Raw genomic sequence first — 17,593 nt, forward strand, 5'->3', positions numbered from 1 at the left:
TACACCTCGAACGAGGCCCGATCAGCGACCTACGCTGACTGGCTCGAGGAATACAATCGCCGACGACCCCACAGCGCCCTCGACGGTCACACGCCCGCTTGCCGCGTTCACAACCTCACGGGTCGTTACACCTAGCGGCCCTTCTTCTTCTCTTGGGCGCGGCGCTGGGCGCGGTTGACCGGCGCGGGGCCCGCGGGCGCCGCGGGGGTCTTCTGGCCGAAGGCTCCCGTTGCTCCGCCCTGACCTTGGCCAGCCTGCGGCTGGCCCTGAGGGGCTCGACGCGTCGGCGCGGCCCCCGGGGCCGCGGCCGGGCCACCGAATGCGGCAGAGACCTGGGGGGCCGCCTGGCGGGCCGCATCCGTCGGCGCTTGCAGCACTTGGCCGCGCTGGTTGCGCACCTCGACGTCACCGTCGGCTGACGGAGCCGTGTAGCTGAGGTTCTGAGGCGTCTGCGGCTGGTTGAGGCCCTTAGCCGTCACCTGCGCGGTGCCCTTGCTGCCCGTCACCTCAACCTCGAGGTTGAAGAGGAAGCCCACGGCGTCTTCGCGGATGGCGCTCATCATCGACTGGAAGAGCGCGAAGCCCTCGCGCTGGTATTCGACGAGCGGGTCACGCTGCGCCATGGCGCGCAGGCCGATGCCGTCTTTCAGGTAGTCCATCTCATAGAGGTGGTCGCGCCAGCGGCGGTCGATCACGCTGAGCACGACGCGGCGCTCGAGCTCGCGCGTGGCCGTACGGCCCAGGCTCTCTTCGCGGCGCTCGTAGGCGAGCTTGGCGTCGCTCACGATCTCGCGCACGAGGAAGGCCGAGGTGAGCTTGGTGCCGCCCTCGCTGATGACCTCGTCGATCGTGAGGCTGATGGGGTAGAGCGTCTTGAGGTCGGTCCAGAGCTGCTCGAAGTCCCACTCGTCGCTGTGACCCACCGAGGTGTGGGTGTCAACGATTTCGGTGATGACCTGCTCGATGAACTTCTGCACGCGGTCTTTGAGGTCGTCGCCCTCAAGAATGTGGCGGCGGTCGGTGTAGATCGCCTCGCGCTGGCGGTTGAGCACGTCGTCGTACTTGAGCACGTTCTTGCGAATCTCGGCGTTGCGCGCCTCGACCTGTGACTGTGCCGAACGAATGGCGCGGCTCACGACCTTCGACTCGATCGCGAGGTCATCGGGCATGCTCGCGCGGCTCATAAGGGCCTCGGCGGCACCCGAGTTGAACAAGCGCATGAGGTCGTCTTGCAGCGAGAGGTAGAAGCGGCTCTCACCCGGGTCGCCCTGACGGCCCGAACGACCCCGCAGCTGGTTGTCGATGCGGCGCGACTCGTGGCGCTCGGTGCCCAGCACATAGAGCCCGCCCACGGCGATGACCTTGGCAGCCTCGACGGCGACCTGCTCTTTCACGCTCGCAAAGACGGCATCCCACTCGGCCTCGTACTCTTCGGGAGTGTCGACAGGCGAGAGGCCCTTGGCGTTCATGGCCGTGACGGCCAAGAACTCGGCGTTGCCGCCGAGCATGATGTCGGTTCCGCGGCCGGCCATGTTGGTCGCGACCGTCACGGCGCCGAGGCGACCCGCCTGAGCGATGATGGATGCTTCGCGCGCGTGGTTCTTGGCGTTGAGCACCTCGTGCTTGACACCGCGCTTGGCCAGCAAGCGCGAGAGCAGCTCGCTCTTCTCCACGCTCGTCGTGCCCACGAGCACGGGCTGGCCCTTGGCGTGACGCTGCACGATGTCTTCAGCGACCTGCTCGAACTTGACCTGCTCGTTCTTGTAGACGAGGTCAGGGTTGTCGATGCGCTGCATCGGCAGGTTGGTCGGAATCGGCACGACACCGAGCTTGTAGGTGCTCATGAACTCGGCGGCCTCGGTTTCGGCCGTACCGGTCATGCCCGAGAGCTTCGTGTACAGGCGGAAGTAGTTCTGCAGCGTCACGGTGGCGAGAGTCTGATTCTCGGCCTTGACCGTCACGCCCTCTTTCGCCTCGATGGCCTGGTGAATGCCCTCGTTGTAGCGGCGCCCCACCAAGATGCGGCCGGTGTGCTCGTCAACGATGAGCACTTCACCGTTCATGACGACATAGTCCTTGTCGCGCTTGAACAGGGCCACAGCCTTGATCGAGTTGTTCAAGAACGAGATGAGCGGGGTGTTGGCCGACTCATAGAGGTTGTCGATGCCGAGGTGGTCTTCGACCTTCTCGATGCCCGGCTCGAGCACGCCGACGGTGCGCTTCTTCTCGTCGACTTCGTAGTCGACACCGGGCTCGAGGCGGCTCGCGATGCGGGCGAACTCGGTGAACCACCGGTTGGCCTCGCCCGACGACGGACCCGAGATGATGAGCGGCGTGCGCGCCTCATCGATGAGAATCGAGTCGACCTCATCGACGATCGCAAAGAAGTGGCCGCGCTGCACCATGTCAGCGGTCTGCCACGCCATGTTGTCGCGCAGGTAGTCGAAACCGAACTCGTTGTTCGTGCCATAGGTGATGTCAGCGGCGTATTGCGCGCGACGCACCTCGGGCGTCTGGCCCGAGAGGATGCAGCCGGTAGTCATGCCGAGGGCGCGGTACACGCGACCCATGAGCTCGCTCTGGTAGCTCGCAAGATAGTCGTTGACCGTGATGACGTGCACGCCGCGCGAGGGGATGGCGTTGAGGTAAGCGGCGGTCGTGGCAACGAGGGTCTTGCCCTCGCCCGTCTTCATCTCGGCGATGTTGCCGAGGTGCAGTGCTGCGCCACCCATGAGCTGCACGTCAAAGTGACGCATGCCGAGGGTGCGCTTTGCGGCCTCACGAACGGCCGCGAAGGCCTCAGGCAAGAGGTCGTCGAGCGACTCACCGTTGCCGTAGCGCTCGCGCAGCTCGGCGGTCTCGTTGCGCAACTCATCGTCGGTCAGATCGCTGAAGTCGTCTTCGAGGTGGTTGATCGCTTCGGCATAGGCCTTCAGTCGCCGAAGAATTCGACCTTCGCCGACCCGCAGAACACGCTCGAGAACATTCGCCACTTCGGTCACTCCACTCGTCGGGCCACACACGGTGCCGTGCGGCCAGGTCTGGGCATGCCGCAGACCGCCGCAGAACACGGCCCGCCCATGCTAGCAAGTGCGGCATGGACGGCCCGTGTTCATTGGTGAACAGCAGGGATACTGCGCTGATGAATCAGCGGCGCAGCCTCAGCGCCCGCGTCGCCCATTCACGACGGCAGCGGACTGTTCGGCCTCGAGGCCGATGACCCCGTAGTTCCAACCCTGACGGCGATAGACCACGCTCGGCCGATCGGTTGCGGAATCGATGAACAAAAAGAAGTCGTGCCCAACGAGCTCAAGCTGGTCAACCGCGTCGTCCACGGTCATGGCGACCGCCGGAAACACCTTTTGCCGCACCACGATGGGCGAATAGACCTCGTCGGCGTCTTCTGCCGCGGGCTGCTGCACCGGAATCGAGCCGGTGGCGACCTTCTTGATGATGTCGGGGTCGGCGGGAGTGATGTCGATCACCCGAAACCCGTCGGCCGAGGCCTCGTGCAACGACACGGGCCGGTGATTGCCGCGGTGCACCTTGCGCTTATCTTTTGCGCGTCGCAGTCGCTCGAGAAGCTTGTCGATCGCGAGATCAAACGCCACGTATTTGTCGCTGCCGGCCGACTCGGCGCGCACGACGGGGCCTGCACCGATGAGAGTCATCTCGACTCGATCATCGGCCGCTTTGCCGGCGCTTTTCTCGTGATGACGAGAGACCTTGATCTCGAGCACCTGGGCACGATCGGCGAGGTGCTCGATCTTCTCGGCCTTCTCAGTCGCGTAGTCGCGGAACCGGTCGGTGATGCCGATGTTGCGTCCGGTGATGGTGATGTCCACGTCAACCTCCTGAGCCGAGAGCGTGTCGCCTGTCGGTCAGGCGATGGTCACGCCTCCTTTCCCTCACGCTAGTCCTCCCCGCGCTCATTGTCATCGTGACTTTCGTCATGATCGGCAAAGAATTTCCAGTGGATGCTCGAATCACCCCATCGACGCATCGTCGCGGCCATGGCGGCGCAGCCCGCTACCTCGGCTCCTGCCGCACGAAGGGCGCGCGTGGCCGCGCGCAGCGTGGCTCCGCTCGTCACGACGTCGTCGACGAGCACCACTCGGCGGCCCGCCACGCGGGGGCTCGCACGCCAGCGCCGGGAGCCGGTGGCGAGTCGCTGCTCGAGACGCAGCGCCTTTTGCGCGGGGCCAGCGGCCATCGGCCGCAGCGCGTGAGTGACCGCGAGCCCAGCACGGCGGGCGATGAGTGCGACCGGGCCAAAGCCGCGCTGCGCGGCCGCCGCGCGCGAGCCGGGAACCGGCACGAGCGCGTAGGCCCCCGAACCGTGCCACACCGCCGTGACCGCCGCGAGTAACACCGGGGCGAGCGGACGCGCGAGTTCGGTGCGCCCCTCGTGCTTGAGAGCGAGCAACGATTGCCGCGCGACGCCCGCGTAGGGCAACGCCGCAACGAGCGGCACAGACGAGCCGTCGACTTCGAGCGTCGCGTGCATGAGCCGCGATTGCAGGCCGGCGACACACACCGAGCACAGCGCGCGATCGTGAGCACCGCATCCGGCGCACTCGACGGGCGCGACGAGCGCCCACGCGTCGGCGAGCGCCGTGGAGACGAGCGACAGCACGGTCATGTGTCGAGCGTGCCGCGGGCGAGCCCCGCGTGCCGCACGCTCACACCAATCGGTGGAAAAGCGCTATTGCTGCGTGCCCAAGAACGAGGCGCTGAGTCCGGTGTTTTGCCAGCCCGAGCCACGGGGTTCGAAGACGACTCCCGTGGCACCGAGCACGCGGATGCCGTCAACACCGGCGTTGCCGCCCACGATCTGAATGGCCTCCGGGGGAAGCCCCAGCGGGCGGCTGCGGCCACCCAACTCGTGCAGTTCGACGAGCGACTGTTCGCCCGTGCGCGTAATTGAGGCGACGCGCACCTCGTCAACCCACGCGGCATCGACCGCGGAGTCGCCATTGAGCGGAAGGTCGCGCAGCTCACCCAGCCGCACCGGAACGCCCGACGCCTCGTCGCGAATGATGCCGGCGTAGACCAGGCGCGGCCCACCCGAGCCGTCAAGCATGAGCAGCACGCGGGCTCCCTCGCGCGAGACCTTGAGGCTCACGATGCGCGAGCCACTCGGCAGCGCGGCTTCAACCACGTGCACGGCGCCGTCGAGCTCGGTCGCGCGAATCACTCCGGCCCCGCCCGTGCCCGTTGCCGGCACCGACCAGACGAACTGATAACTGTCGATGCTCGGGGCGATGAGACCCGCGCGATCATCGAGCAGCACGGGGGGAGCATCCCCCGTCGGAACCGCCCAGACGCCGTCGGGCGCGAGCACTGCCGCCAACGTGGTGCTGCGCGCCAGGGCAACCGCCGAGGCGCCGAGGTCGACCACTCGGGGGCTCAGTTCGCCGAGCGGTTCGATGTCGCTCCCCGTGGCGAAGCCAAAGCCGTTGTCGGTGCTCAGCAAGAGTCGGGGGTCGACCTGCGGCACGATGTCGGGAGCGCCCGACGTCCACTCGGGAATGCTCACCGCGTTTTGGTCAACGGTGATCTGCACTCCCACGACACCGCTCACGGCACGCAGGCTGGCGGCAAGCTGCAACCGCACGCGTTGGCGCTCGAGGTCGGTGAGTGAGAGCACCTCGCTCGTCAGGTCGACTTGCGCGATACCGGCGTCAATGGTGACCGGCGCGAGGGCGAGCTTGGTGCCCTCCGGGATCGCAGAGACGGTTGCCCCCTGCGCGAGCCAGCTGGTCGGCTGGTCAAGCACCGCGCGCACAATTCGCGTAGCGACTTCTGATCGGGAGGGGAACCATCGCAAGTCAGGCACGAGGTTGCGGAAGGCGGAATCCCAATAGAACAGCGTGTGCTGACTGAACGCGCTCGGAAATGCCTGCTGTGAAATGAGAATGCCGTCGCCCAGCTCGGCGATGCGCCACTCTCCCCCCTCTTGCACGAAGCGGAAGGCCGGAAGGGTCTGCGTTGCCGTGTCTCCCGCGACCGAGTAGCGACCGACGGCGTCGACCGAGGCAACGATCGGAACACTGTAGGTAAGGGTGGTCTCGTCGATCTCGTCGATGGTGCCTTCACGCGCGCGCACGAGCGTGCTCGCATAGGGATTCCAGACATCAGCGACCTCGTCGGCGAGATATGACCGAGCGATGCGGTAGTTGTTCTGCGCGGCCGTCGTAGCGGCCAAGAACCCGTGGAGAATCTCTTCGGGGGTCGCTCCCGGGCTCGGGCCCGACGGGAGAAAGTCGAAGTCGACGGCCACTCCCGTGTCGAGGTCTCCCCCGCGTTCGACGTCACCTGAGAACGGCACCGAGACGCACGCCGAGAGCAACAGCGCCGGAACCATCGCGAGCACGGCCCAGCGCCGCCGCAGGCGCTCGTGAGCCTTAGGCACGGTCATCACCTCCCGAGAGCTCGAGAAGGGGTTCGTCGGGGTCGACGGGAGGCAAGTCAATGGGTGAATTCTCGACCGACGATCCGCCCTCGCGGGGAAGAGTCAAGCGAAAACACGTGCCTTCGCCGGGAACCGACCACACGTCGATGTTGCCGCCGTGCAGTTGGGCGTCTTCCGTGGCGATCGCGAGGCCAAGGCCCGTGCCCCCGGTCGAGCGTTGGCGCGAGGGGTCGGCGCGCCAAAACCGGTCGAAGACGCGCTCGAGTTGCGCATCATCCATGCCCACGCCGTAATCGCGCACCGCAATGGCGACGGCATCGCGGTTGCTGTCGACATAGACGACGATCGGCCGACCTTCGCCGTGATCGACAGCGTTGCCCAACAGGTTCTGCAGAATGCGACGGATGCGGCGCGACTCGACATCGGCCTCGAAGTAGCCCCCGGGGGCCACGAGTCGCAGCTCACTGCCCTTCTCGATCGCAAGCGGGCGAATGGCTTCGAGCGACTCTTCGACGAGGCGCACGAGGTTGGTCGGTTCGGTGTCGAGCTCAACGGCCCCAGCGTCATACCGGCTCATCTCGAGCAGGTCGGCAAGCATGACTTCGAAGCGGTCGACTTGCGTTCGCAGCAGTTCAGCGGTGCGGGCCGTCGTGGGGCTGAACTGATCGCGTTGCTCATAGAGCACATCTCCGGCGAGGCGAATGGTCGTGAGCGGCGTGCGCAACTCGTGGCTCACATCACTCACAAAGCGCTGTTGCACGCGCGAGAGCGCGGCGAGCTGCGTGATCTGACGCTGCAGGCTGTCGGCCATGCGGTTGAACGAGCGCCCGAGCGTCGCGATGACATCTTCACCCTTGACCGGAATGCGTTCTTCAAGCTGGCCGTCAGCGAGCTTCTCGGCGGTCTCTGCCGCGACGCGCACCGGGTTGATGGCGAGCCGGGTCACCAAAAACGTCACCAGGCCAATCGTCGCCACGAGCAAGAGCGAGCCGATGATGAGGGTTTGCTGCACGAAGTCGAGGGTCTGCTGCACGTCACGAACGTTGTAGATGAGATAGAGCTCGTACTGCCCCGCGGTCGGCACCTCGAAGACGCTGCCGACGACCAGGCCGGGGTCAGCGCCCTCTTCGCCAGCGATGGCGACCGCTTGCGCAAAGATCGTGCCACTGTTGGTCGACACCTGGTCGCGCAAGTCGTCAGTGATGACCGTGACATCGAGTTCACGCGTGGTACGCGGCGTCATGGTCACCGAGGTGCTCTGGCCCGGCGTGCGCAAGATGGCGAACTGGGTGCCGCCCGGGCTCGACGTTGACGCAAGAATGGTGCGTTGGGCTGTCTCGCTCACCGACTCGACATCGATGGTTCCATCCGACGAGACGGAGTGGTCGAAAAGTTCTTGCGTGCTCACCGTCGCCTGCTGCGCCTCGGCGATCGCTTGTGTCTTGCGCGCGTCGTAGAGGTTCGTCGCGATGCTCAGCGACATATAGCCACTGATGATCGTGACGGCGATCGTCGAGAGAAACACCGTGATCGCCACCGTGCGCAACTGCAACGAGCTGCGCCAAAGATGGCGCGCCCGTCGCACCAGGCTGCGCCAGGTGTACGGAGGCATGAGGGTCGTCGCGCCGCTCTCAGCGGGCGGCGCCGGCGCGGTAGCCCACTCCACGCACCGTCATGACGATGCTCGGGTTGTCGGCGTCGAGCTCGACTTTGGCGCGCAGGCGCTGCACGTGCACGTTGACGAGTCGTGTGTCGGCCTTGTAGTGGTAGCCCCACACTTGCTCGAGCAGCATTTCGCGCGTGAACACCTGGTTGGGCTTCATTGCCAGGGCCAGCAACAGGTCAAACTCGAGCGGGGTGAGCGAGATGGGCTGGCCATCGCGCGTGACCTCATGACCCGTGACGTCGATGATGAGATCACCGATTGCAAGGCGTTCGACCTCTGATTGCGCGGTCGGGCGCAGTCGGGTGCGGATGCGCGCCACGAGTTCTTTCGGGTTGAAGGGCTTCACGACATAGTCGTCGGCGCCGCTCTCGAGCCCGCGAACAACGTCGGTTGAGTCGCTCTTGGCCGTGAGCATGATGATGGGCGTTCCGCTGGTCTCGCGAATGCGCGTGCACACGTCGATGCCGTCGATGCCGGGCAGCATGAGATCGAGCAACACGAGGTCGGGTTTGACGCTCGCGAACGCGTCGAGGGCGGCAGGCCCATCGAACGAGAAGTGGGGCTCAAACCCTTCGCCCCGCAGAACGATGCCGATCATCTCGGCGATTGCGGCGTCATCATCGACGACCAGGATGCGCGCAGTCATGGGGCAGCCTCCGCTTCTTGTTGGCTCCAGCCTAGACGAGTGTGACACCATACGTTTCGAGCCGACCTCAGGCACTGACGAAGGGTAAGCACGTGAGCGATTCGACCTCGTGGGCCTCGCCGGGTGGCCCGACTCCCGACGCCCCCCACGGTGCGCCCGGGGCGAGCCCCTACGCCCCTGCGGCACAGCCCGTCAGCCAAGGGGCTTCTGCGTCGGCACCCTTCGGCGTCGTGCCGCCCTCACCGGGCTGGACTCCCCCGCCCAAGCCCGGCCTCATCCCGCTGCGGCCCATCGAATTTGGCACCGTGCTCGGTGCAAGTTTTCAGGTGTTGCGCCGCAATCCACGCCCCACGTTCGGGGCTGCTCTGCTGCTCAACGCCCTGGTCGTGTTCTTGTCGAGCGGCATCAGCACGATCATCTTGCTCTCGGGGGTCGATCGCGCGTCGCGGGCTAGCCTCGCTGACGCCGACACCATCCTGGCGGGTACCGTCGCTCTCGCGGTCGTGGCAACGTTGCTCGCGATCGGCATCTCCGTGGTCGCGCAGGCTCTCTTGCAAGGCATCATCTCGGTCGAGGTGTCACGAGCGACGCTGGGCGAGAAGCTCACCCTGCGCCAACTGGTGCGCGTCGGTCGCGGGCGCTGGTGGGCCCTTATCGGCTGGACAGCTCTCGTGGGGTTCGCGGTGGGCCTGGGCGTCGCCGTGCTCATCGCGTTGAGCCTCGGATTCTTCATCGTGGGCCAACCGGCCGCAATTGCGGGCGGCATCGTGTTTCTGCTGATTGGCGGGCTCGGCTTTCTCGTGCTCGCCGCATGGCTGAGCACGAAGCTTGCCTTCGTTCCCGCGTCGATCATCATCGAACGACTGCCCCTCAGTGGCGCGCTACGCCGTTCATGGTCGCTCGTTCGGGGAGCGTTCTGGCGCATCTTCGGCACCCTTGTGCTCATCACGGTCATGGTCAACCTGGCGGCGAGCATCGTGACAACGCCCGTGCAGTTCGCTGCCACCTTTGCTCTTCCGCTGGCGAACCCGGCCGGAGAACTCGAAACCGATTTCAGCCTCTTCATTATTCTCAACCTCGTGGTGATTGCCATCACGTCGGTGGTCGGTGCGATCGGCGCCGTTCTCACGACATCCGCCACCTCCCTGCTCTATATCGACCGTCGCATGCGCACCGAAGGCCTCGACCTTGAACTTCAGCGCTACGTCGAGTTGCGCGCGAGTGGCGCCGCGGGTGCTGATCCCTATTTGACGGCACCGTGACCCTCAGCGTTCCGGTTGAGCCCGATGCTCCGGATGCCCGCGAGTTGCTTCTCAACGAACTCACCGACCCGGCCTACGCCGAGAGCCAACCCACGTGGTTCGACCTCGTCACGCAGGCCGTGCTCGACTGGCTCGGCAGCCTGCGACTGGCCGGCGGAGAAGGCCCACCGGCTCTCGCCTTCGCGATCGGCGGCATCGTTCTCGCGGCAGCCATCATCGTGGCGCTTCTGATCTATGGCGTGCCTCGCTGGCGCACACGCAGCAGACTGCAGGTCGGAGACCTTCTCGGTGAGAACGACCGGCGCACCGCACGGCAGTTGCGACGCGATGCCGAGCGCGCCGCAGCGGCGAGCGACTGGCCGCTCGCAATCGCCGAACGCTATCGGGCAATCGCGCGCTCCCTCGACGAGCGCACGATCGTCGCGGCGCTTCCGGGTACGACGGCGCACGGCTTTGCCCGAGCGGCCGCCCGGCAGTTTCCCGACCACCGCAGCGAACTCAGCGCGGCCGCCGACCGCTTCGATGAGGTGCGCTACCTCGGCCAGCCGGGCTCGGCCGATGGCTACGCGTTCGTTCGCGCCCTCGACGAAACGCTCGAGGCCGCTCGGTCTCCCCTGCCCGCTGTCGATGCATTCGCCGCCGCGGGGGCATCGTGAGCACGCCCGCGACCGACATCAACGCCGAACTCTCGGCCGTCATCACAACGCCGACCGTGCGGCGCGTCGTTCGTCGATCGCTCTACTGGGGCGGTGTCATCGCTGGCCTGCTCGTGCTCGGGTTCATCATGATCACCATCAATGGGGCCTCGCGCTTCGTGGAACGATGGGGCGCTGACGAGACGGCGCCGCTCGGCTCGCGCGCCGTCGTTGAGGTGCTCCGCGATGCCGGGGTCGACGTGGTCGTCACGGGCGAACTCGACCAAACCTTGGCCGCGCTCGACGAGCCCGGCACGACGTTGTTCGTGGGCGACGTGCGCGGCATCCTCGACGACGAACAGTGGCCGCAACTGTTGGGCGTTGCCGACCACCTTGTTCTGGCCGAGCCGTCGCAGGCGGCACTGGATGCCCTGCGCATCGACGCCCTCACGGCAGCGCCCCTCAGCACGGGTCAGGCGCTCGAGCTCGTCGCCGAATGCCGTGTGCCGGCCGCGGTGCGGGCCCAGAGCATCCGCGCGACCGGAATCGGCTACAGCACGATCAGTGGCGAGGTCTGCTTCGACGCCGGCGAAACGGGTGCGGGCCTCATCGAGCTCGAGGTCGACGGGCGAATCGTGACGGTGCTGGGCGCGGGGTCAGTGCTGGAGAACGGCGAGATCACGCGCGCGGGCAACGCGGCGCTCGCGCTCGGGCTGCTGGGCCAGCACGAGACACTCGTCTGGTATCAGCCGACCCCGGCCGATTTTGCGGCACCCAGCATTGCCGAGCTCACCCCCGACTGGGTGAATCCCGTCGCGTGGCTCGCGATCATTGTGGGGCTCGCCGCGGCCTTCTGGCGGGGGCGTCGCTTTGGTCCGGTCGTGATCGAGAATCTGCCCGTGGTCGTCAAGACGACCGAAACCATGGAAGGTCGCGCGCGGTTGTATGCCCGCGAGGGCTCGCGGTTGCGCGCTATCGACGCGTTGCGCGTGGGCACATTGCGCCGCATCGCTGACGGACTCGCGCTCGGGCGGGGAGCCGGAGTCGACGACATTGTGGGCGCGGTCGCGAGCATCACGGGCCGTGACGCTCATGCCGTGCGTGACCTGCTGGTGGGCCGGGAGCCCGCCAACGACCGCGAACTGGTTGAACTGAGCGACCGATTGCTCGAACTCGAGTCGTTCATTGCGCGCCGCGTCGGGCTCGACGGCGCCACAGCATCCCCCGAAGCTCCCACCGACCCCTCCTCGACCGGAAGAATGGACGCATGACCACCACAGACCTTCGCGACGCCTTCGGGCGTGTTCGTTCTGAAGTCGGCAAGGCCGTCGTGGGCCAAGACGGAGCCGTGAGCGGCCTCATCGTGGCGTTGCTGACAGGCGGTCACGTGCTGCTCGAGGGTGTGCCCGGCGTCGCCAAGACGCTGCTCGTGCGCTCGCTGAGCGCCGCGCTCGACTTGCGCACGACGCGCGTGCAATTCACTCCCGACCTCATGCCGGGCGACGTCACGGGCTCGGTGGTCTACGACGCCAAGGCGGGAGACTTCGAGTTTCGGCAGGGGCCCGTGTTCACGAACATCGTGCTGGCCGACGAAATCAACCGCACGCCGCCGAAGACGCAGTCGGCTTTGCTCGAGGCCATGGAAGAGCGTCAGGTGACGGTCGACGGCACCACGCACCCGCTGCCGCACCCCTTCATGGTCGCGGCGACGCAAAACCCGGTTGAGTACGAGGGCACCTACACGCTGCCCGAAGCGCAACTCGACCGCTTCTTGCTCAAGCTGGTGCTCGATCTTCCGGCGCGTGACGCCGAGGTCGAGGTCATGCAGCGGCATGCCGATGGCTTCAACCCGCGCGATCTCGCCGCCGCGGGCGTCACGGCCGTGCTGAACGCCGAACAGATCACGCAAGCGCGAGCGCTCGTCGGCGAGGTGCGGGCGTCAGCAGAGTTGCTCGGGTACATCGTCGACCTCGCGCGCGCGACGCGTCAGAGCCCCTCGGTCAAGCTGGGCGTGAGCCCTCGCGGCACCACCGCATTGCTCGCGGCCGCCAAGGCCTGGGCCTGGTTGCAAGGTGCCGAAGCCATCACGCCCGACCACGTTCAAGCGATGCTGCTTCCTGTCTGGCGGCACCGCATCGCCTTGCGACCCGAGGCCGAGCTCGAGGGCGTGTCGGCCGACACCATCTTGCGCGCGATCGTGCAGCAAGTGCAGGTGCCGCTGTGATCGTCGCCCGCTGATCATGGCCATCACGGGGTGGTTCGTTCTGCTCGTCGCCGCCGGCGTCGTGCCCGTCGTCGCGCTGTCTGATGCCGTGCCCGCAGAGCTGACACTGCTGGGTTGGCTCGTGCTGTGCGCCGTGCTCGCGAGCATCGACTTGCTCGTGGCGGCCTCCCCCCGCGCTCTCATCCTTCAGCGACAGACGGATGCTCGCGTGCGTCTCACCGAAACAGCACGCGCGACGCTCTTCGTCACGAACCCTTCGCGGCGCACGATGCGGGGAGCTATCCGTGACGCGTGGGAACCGTCGGCGGGAGCCTCGCCGAAGCGGCAGTCGCTGCGGGTTCCGCCCGGCGAACGCCGGGCGATCGTGACGCAGCTCACCCCGTGGCGGCGCGGCGAGCGCCGCACGGCTCTCGTGACGGTGCGATCGCGCGGCCCGTTGCGGCTTGCCGAACGCCAGGCGAGCATCCGCGTACCCGGTGCCATCACGGTGCTGCCGGAGTTTGCCAGCCGCAGGCACTTGCCGTCTCGCCTTGCGCGCTTGCGCGAACTCGACGGCCGCACGAGCGTCATGCTGCGCGGCCATGGCACCGAGTTCGACAGCTTGCGCGAATATGTGCGCGGCGACGACGTGCGATCGATCGACTGGCGCGCCACCGCTCGTCGATCGGGCGGACCCGGCACCGGCAACGGCGCGGGTCAGACGCTCATGGTGCGAACGTGGCGCCCCGAGCGCGATCGGCATGTCGTGGTGATCGTCGATTCGGGGCGAACGGCCGCGGCTCGCATCGCGAACGAGACGCGCCTCGACACGGCGTTCGAGTCGACCTTGTTGTTGAGCGCGCTTGCTGACCGAGCGGGCGACCGGGTGGATGTCGCCATCTACGACCGCCGGGTGCGTGGCCGGGTGCAGGGCGCCCGGGGAGCCGATCTGCTGTCGAAACTTGTCGAAACGATGGCTCCGGTTGATCCCGAACTGATCGAGACCGACTATTCAGCAATTCCGGGGCTCGTGCGGTCGATGACCACCCAGCGGTCGCTCGTGGTTTTGTGCATGCCCCTCGAGTCGCCCGGCGCCACGCGGGGGCTTCTCACGATGCTGCCGCAATTGACGACGCGACACCTCGTGCTCGTGGCGGCCGTGACCGACCCGGCCTTGTTCGAGGCTGCGGGCGAACGCGACAATCGCGCCGAAGTCTATCGGGCCGCTGCCGCCGAGCGCGCCCTGCTCGATGCCGAGCGGGTGGCTGCCGCCGTGCGACGCCTCGGCGGCGATGTTGTGACGGGCGCGCCTCTCGATCTGCCTCCCGCCGTTGCTGATCGTTATCTCGCCTACAAGGCGGCCGGTCGCCTGTAGTCAGGCACTCGTGCGGCGATACAGTGCTCTCACTCACCGTTCGCCGCATCAAAGGAGCTGTTCATGGCGAAAGTAACCGCGTCGACCCCCTCTACGGCTCAGCGCCTCACCGCTGAAGCCTTCGGAACCTTCTTGCTCGTCGGCGGTGTCATCGGCACCGCGTTCTTCTCCTCGGCCAACACCGGCCTGCTCGGCCCCGCGCTCGCGGTCGGCCTCGCTGTCATGGGTGGCGCCTACGCCGTCGGCCACATTTCAGGGGCGCATTTCAACCCTGCGGTGACGATCGGCGCGGCGGTTGCCGGGCGCTTCGCCTGGAAAGACGTGCCCGGCTACGTCATCGCGCAGTTCGTCGGTGGCCTGCTCGCGACGAGCGTGCTCGTGCTCATCGGCTCATTCGGCCCCGCCGGAGCCCTCGCCGACGCTCAGGCCGGAGGTTTCTTCTCGAACGGCTTCGATGAGGGTTCGCCCGCCGGCTATGGCCTCGTCGCGGTCATCGTGGCCGAGCTCGTGCTCACGGCCGTGTTCCTCGTCGTCATTCTCGGCGTCACTGACGGCCGTGCGCCGGCCGGCTTTGCCCCGCTCGCGATCGGCCTCACGCTCACGGTGCTGCACCTCGTGGCTATTCCCGTGTCGAACGCCTCGTTCAACCCGGCGCGCTCGCTAGCGACCGCTGTCTATGGCGGGCCGGATGCCCTCATGCAGGTTGCCGTATTCCTCATCGTGCCCGTCGTGGGTGCGGTGCTCGGCGCGCTGCTGCACCGCGGAGTGTTCGCGCAGAAGTAGCCGAACTAGTCACCAACGACGACGCGGGCGCCTCGACTGATCGGGTCGAGGTCGCCCGTTTCGCCGTCTCGGAAGGCACGACCGCCGAGCATCCACTGATACAACACAAACGCGACGAGTGCGACGGTGCCGATTCCGATGCGAATCACGTCGGGCCACTCTTGCCGCGTGACGTAGCCCTCGATGATGCCGCTCACGAGCAAGGCAGCCACGAGCCCGCCGATGATCGAAAACAGGGCGCGGCCGTCTTCGGCGAGCGCCTGCAACCGCGTGCGTGAACCGGGCGCCACCCACGACCAGAAGATCATGAGGCCGCCGGCCGCAGCCACAAAGATCGCGTAAATCTCGAGTTGGCCGTGCGGCAAAATGCTCGCGAAGAACACGTCAAGGCGGTCGAACTCGGCCATGATGCCCGCGCTCAGCCCCAAGCCTTGCGCGTTTTGGAACACGACGAACGGCACGTACACGCCCGTAACGCCGAAGGCCACCGACTGCGCGGCGATCCAAGCGTTATTGCTGAACACCTGCAGGCCAAAGACGGCCTCGCTTGACTCGCTGTAGTAGCCCACGAAGTCTTCTTCGGCAAAACGGCGCAGCTCGTCATACGGCCCCAACGCGGCGAGCACGCCCGGGGTCGTCGCCACCCACACGGCGTAGAGGCTCGCGACGATGACAAAAAACGCAGCGACGACGAGCGTCAAGAATCGAATGCGATACAGCGCCGCTGGCACTTCGCGCGTCGCGTAGCGCGCCAATTGCGCGAGCGGCTCGGCGGTTGCGCCCGTGAAACGCAAGCGTGCGCGCGAGAGCAAGACACTGAGCGATGCCGCTTGAGGCACCTGGCCCGCGCTCGTCGTGATCGCCGACAGGTGCGAAGCGCCCGCTTGATAGTGCTCGATCAGTTCATCGGCGTCGCGACCGGCAAAACGCCGACGGCGCGACAACGAGCGCAGCCTCTCCCATTCGTCGGCGTGCGCGTTCGAGTAAGCGTCGAGATCCATCTGTTTAGATGATGGCATGCCGGGCGCTGAGAACCTGTCGACTGATTACGACGTCGAGCGCGAACTCTTGACGGGCGAGGCCGTTGCCCTCGAACTCCGCGCGACCAGCGTGGTGCTGCGCATGGCGGGCGGCATCATTGACTACCTCGTCTATGGCGTGAGCGCCGGGCTTCTGGTTTGGCTGTCACTCTCGGCCGCCGCATCACTGGGTGTTCCTGACGCGCTGTTTGCCGCGATCGTCATCGGCTGTGTTGTGCTGACACTCGTGCTGCTTCCGGCGGCGGTCGAGACCGCGACCCAGGGCAAGTCTTTGGGTCGGCTCGCCATCGGTGATCGCATCGTCCGCGACGACGGTGGCGCCGTCGCTTTCCGGCACGCCTTCATCCGTGCCCTCATGGGCATCTTTGAGATCGTGATGACGTTGGGCGGGCTCGCCGTGGTTGTCGCCATGCTCAACACCCGGGCAAAGCGTCTTGGCGACCTCCTGGCGGGCACCTACAGCCAATACGAACGTGTCGGAACGCTCAACGCTCCGGTGTTTGGGGTGCCGGTCGACCTCGTGGAGTGGGCAGCGACGGCCGACGTCGCGCGCATGCCCGACGCGCTCGCACGCCGTATCGCCCAGTTCTTGCGCCAAGCCGCCGGCCACACACCGTCGTCGCGTGACCGCATTGCGCGCGGGCTCGCGACTGAGGCCGCGCTCTATGTGTCGCCGGTGCCGGGCGGCGACCCCGAGCTGTTTCTCGCGGCGGTGGCGGCGATTCGGCGCGGCCGCGAGGCGACTGCCCTGCAGCTCGAACGCGCACGGCTCGACGATTTGCGCCCGACTCTCTCGGCATTGCCGCACGGGTTTCCTGACCGCGGGTGACCGCAGCACCTGGCGCGTCGGACTGAGCCACATTCTTGTTTAGAATCCGTGCAGACGTATTGATTGCCGCGAAAGGCCTGCTTCGCCCGATGTCTCGATCGATCTCGCCGTCGCGCACGGATGCTCGCTCTTCTTCTGCGCTCCGCCGCGCTTTCGCGATCGTCACGATCGCCTCGCTCGGGCTCACGGGCGTGCTCGCGAGCGTGCTCATCGATGCCCGGCCTGCGTGGGCACTGCCGTTCTCGTTCGACATCAACCCGCCGTTTGAGGGCACCCTGTTCTCGTTCGCTGAAGACGGCTCGCTCGCGTACACCCTTCAAGGAGTCGGCGACCCCGGCGACACGGTGCAACTCACGACGAGCGACTTTGCTAACGGCGGTAGTGGCGTGCTGTGCACGACGGTGGTTCAGCCCGACGAGACCTGGGCATGCACCTTCTCGTCGGGGCCCAGCAGCTACGGAACGATCACGGCGACGGTCACCGCGGGCGACCAGTTGGGTTCGAGCGAGGGCTGGGAGTTTTACACGCTGGCCCCACCGACCGTCAGCACCGCGAACCGGCCCGCCAACGGCATCGCGACGAACAGCATCACGACGGTGAGCGTCAACGGCGCAGCCTATGACGACACCGGGTTCTTTGGCGGCTCGAGCGTCACGGTCACGGCCGCGGGTCTCGGCGGGTGCCTTACGAACGTCGCGGCCGGTCAATACTCGTGCGACATCAACGTCGCGCTCGCGAC

At 66.7% G+C, this 17,593-nt stretch carries 16 protein-coding genes; 9 read left to right on the forward strand and 7 right to left on the reverse strand.

The window, feature by feature from the left end:
• Positions 1–135 (forward strand): integrase core domain-containing protein (locus tag SFU54_RS11750; RefSeq protein ID WP_413466575.1); only part of this gene is annotated, 135 nt, incomplete at its 5' end.
• On the opposite strand, the gene secA is transcribed toward SFU54_RS11750, so the two are convergent.
• The 6 genes from secA to mtrA all read right to left on the reverse strand — a co-directional run bounded on the left by secA (position 132) and on the right by mtrA (position 8,727).
• Positions 132–2,993 (reverse strand): preprotein translocase subunit SecA, encoded by a 2,862-nt coding sequence (secA, locus tag SFU54_RS10670; RefSeq protein ID WP_319016270.1) that lies wholly within the window; start codon positions 2,991–2,993, stop codon positions 132–134. The genes SFU54_RS11750 and secA overlap by 4 nt on opposite strands.
• 168 nt (positions 2,994–3,161) lie before the next feature.
• A complete protein-coding gene (gene hpf / locus SFU54_RS10675) occupies positions 3,162–3,845 on the reverse strand; it encodes a ribosome hibernation-promoting factor, HPF/YfiA family (RefSeq protein WP_319016256.1) in 684 nt (227 codons plus the stop codon).
• A gap of 68 nt (positions 3,846–3,913) precedes the next feature.
• Entirely contained in the window at positions 3,914–4,642 is a 729-nt protein-coding gene (locus SFU54_RS10680; RefSeq protein ID WP_319016257.1) for a ComF family protein, read from the reverse strand.
• A gap of 63 nt (positions 4,643–4,705) precedes the next feature.
• Positions 4,706–6,415, reverse strand: a complete 1,710-nt coding sequence (locus SFU54_RS10685) for an LpqB family beta-propeller domain-containing protein (protein WP_319016258.1) — start codon at positions 6,413–6,415, stop codon at positions 4,706–4,708.
• Positions 6,408–8,027 (reverse strand): MtrAB system histidine kinase MtrB, encoded by a 1,620-nt coding sequence (mtrB, locus tag SFU54_RS10690; protein ID WP_319016259.1) that lies wholly within the window; start codon positions 8,025–8,027, stop codon positions 6,408–6,410. Before mtrB ends, SFU54_RS10685 begins: the two co-directional genes overlap by 8 nt.
• A 19-nt stretch (positions 8,028–8,046) precedes the next feature.
• On the reverse strand, positions 8,047–8,727 hold the full coding sequence (gene mtrA, locus SFU54_RS10695; RefSeq protein WP_319016260.1) for an MtrAB system response regulator MtrA: 681 nt from the start codon (positions 8,725–8,727) through the stop codon (positions 8,047–8,049).
• A gap of 92 nt (positions 8,728–8,819) precedes the next feature.
• Here mtrA and SFU54_RS10700 point away from each other — a divergent pair, with 92 nt between their 5' ends.
• The 6 genes from SFU54_RS10700 (at position 8,820) to SFU54_RS10725 (ending at position 14,985) form a co-directional block, all read left to right on the forward strand.
• Positions 8,820–9,989 (forward strand): glycerophosphoryl diester phosphodiesterase membrane domain-containing protein, encoded by a 1,170-nt coding sequence (locus SFU54_RS10700; protein WP_319016261.1) that lies wholly within the window; start codon positions 8,820–8,822, stop codon positions 9,987–9,989.
• Entirely contained in the window at positions 9,986–10,645 is a 660-nt protein-coding gene (locus tag SFU54_RS10705) for a DUF4129 domain-containing protein (protein ID WP_319016262.1), read from the forward strand. The genes SFU54_RS10700 and SFU54_RS10705 overlap by 4 nt, the downstream gene beginning before the upstream one ends.
• Entirely contained in the window at positions 10,642–11,895 is a 1,254-nt protein-coding gene (locus SFU54_RS10710) for a DUF4350 domain-containing protein (protein ID WP_319016263.1), read from the forward strand. The genes SFU54_RS10705 and SFU54_RS10710 overlap by 4 nt, the downstream gene beginning before the upstream one ends.
• Positions 11,892–12,848, forward strand: coding sequence for a MoxR family ATPase (locus SFU54_RS10715; RefSeq protein WP_319016264.1), 957 nt, complete (start codon positions 11,892–11,894; stop codon positions 12,846–12,848). Before SFU54_RS10710 ends, SFU54_RS10715 begins: the two co-directional genes overlap by 4 nt.
• Before the next feature lie 16 nt (positions 12,849–12,864).
• Positions 12,865–14,202: a DUF58 domain-containing protein gene (locus tag SFU54_RS10720; RefSeq protein ID WP_319016265.1), complete on the forward strand. Its 1,338-nt coding sequence runs from the start codon at positions 12,865–12,867 to the stop codon at positions 14,200–14,202.
• A gap of 63 nt (positions 14,203–14,265) precedes the next feature.
• Complete coding sequence (locus SFU54_RS10725) at positions 14,266–14,985, forward strand: aquaporin (RefSeq protein ID WP_319016266.1); 720 nt, start codon at positions 14,266–14,268, stop codon at positions 14,983–14,985.
• 5 nt (positions 14,986–14,990) lie between these two features.
• Here SFU54_RS10725 and SFU54_RS10730 read toward each other — a convergent pair whose 3' ends face one another.
• Entirely contained in the window at positions 14,991–15,986 is a 996-nt protein-coding gene (locus tag SFU54_RS10730) for a stage II sporulation protein M (RefSeq protein WP_319016267.1), read from the reverse strand.
• Positions 15,987–16,002: 16 nt separating this feature from the next.
• Here SFU54_RS10730 and SFU54_RS10735 point away from each other — a divergent pair, with 16 nt between their 5' ends.
• Together SFU54_RS10735 and SFU54_RS10740 are read left to right on the forward strand one after the other, a co-directional pair.
• Positions 16,003–16,854 (forward strand): RDD family protein, encoded by an 852-nt coding sequence (locus SFU54_RS10735; RefSeq protein ID WP_319016268.1) that lies wholly within the window; start codon positions 16,003–16,005, stop codon positions 16,852–16,854.
• 89 nt (positions 16,855–16,943) lie between these two features.
• Positions 16,944–17,593, forward strand: a 650-nt coding sequence (locus tag SFU54_RS10740) for a hypothetical protein (RefSeq protein ID WP_319016269.1), incomplete at its 3' end; no start/stop codon positions are given.

The organism is Microcella sp., from assembly GCF_033763155.1.
Classification (GTDB): Bacteria; Actinomycetota; Actinomycetes; order Actinomycetales; family Microbacteriaceae; genus Microcella.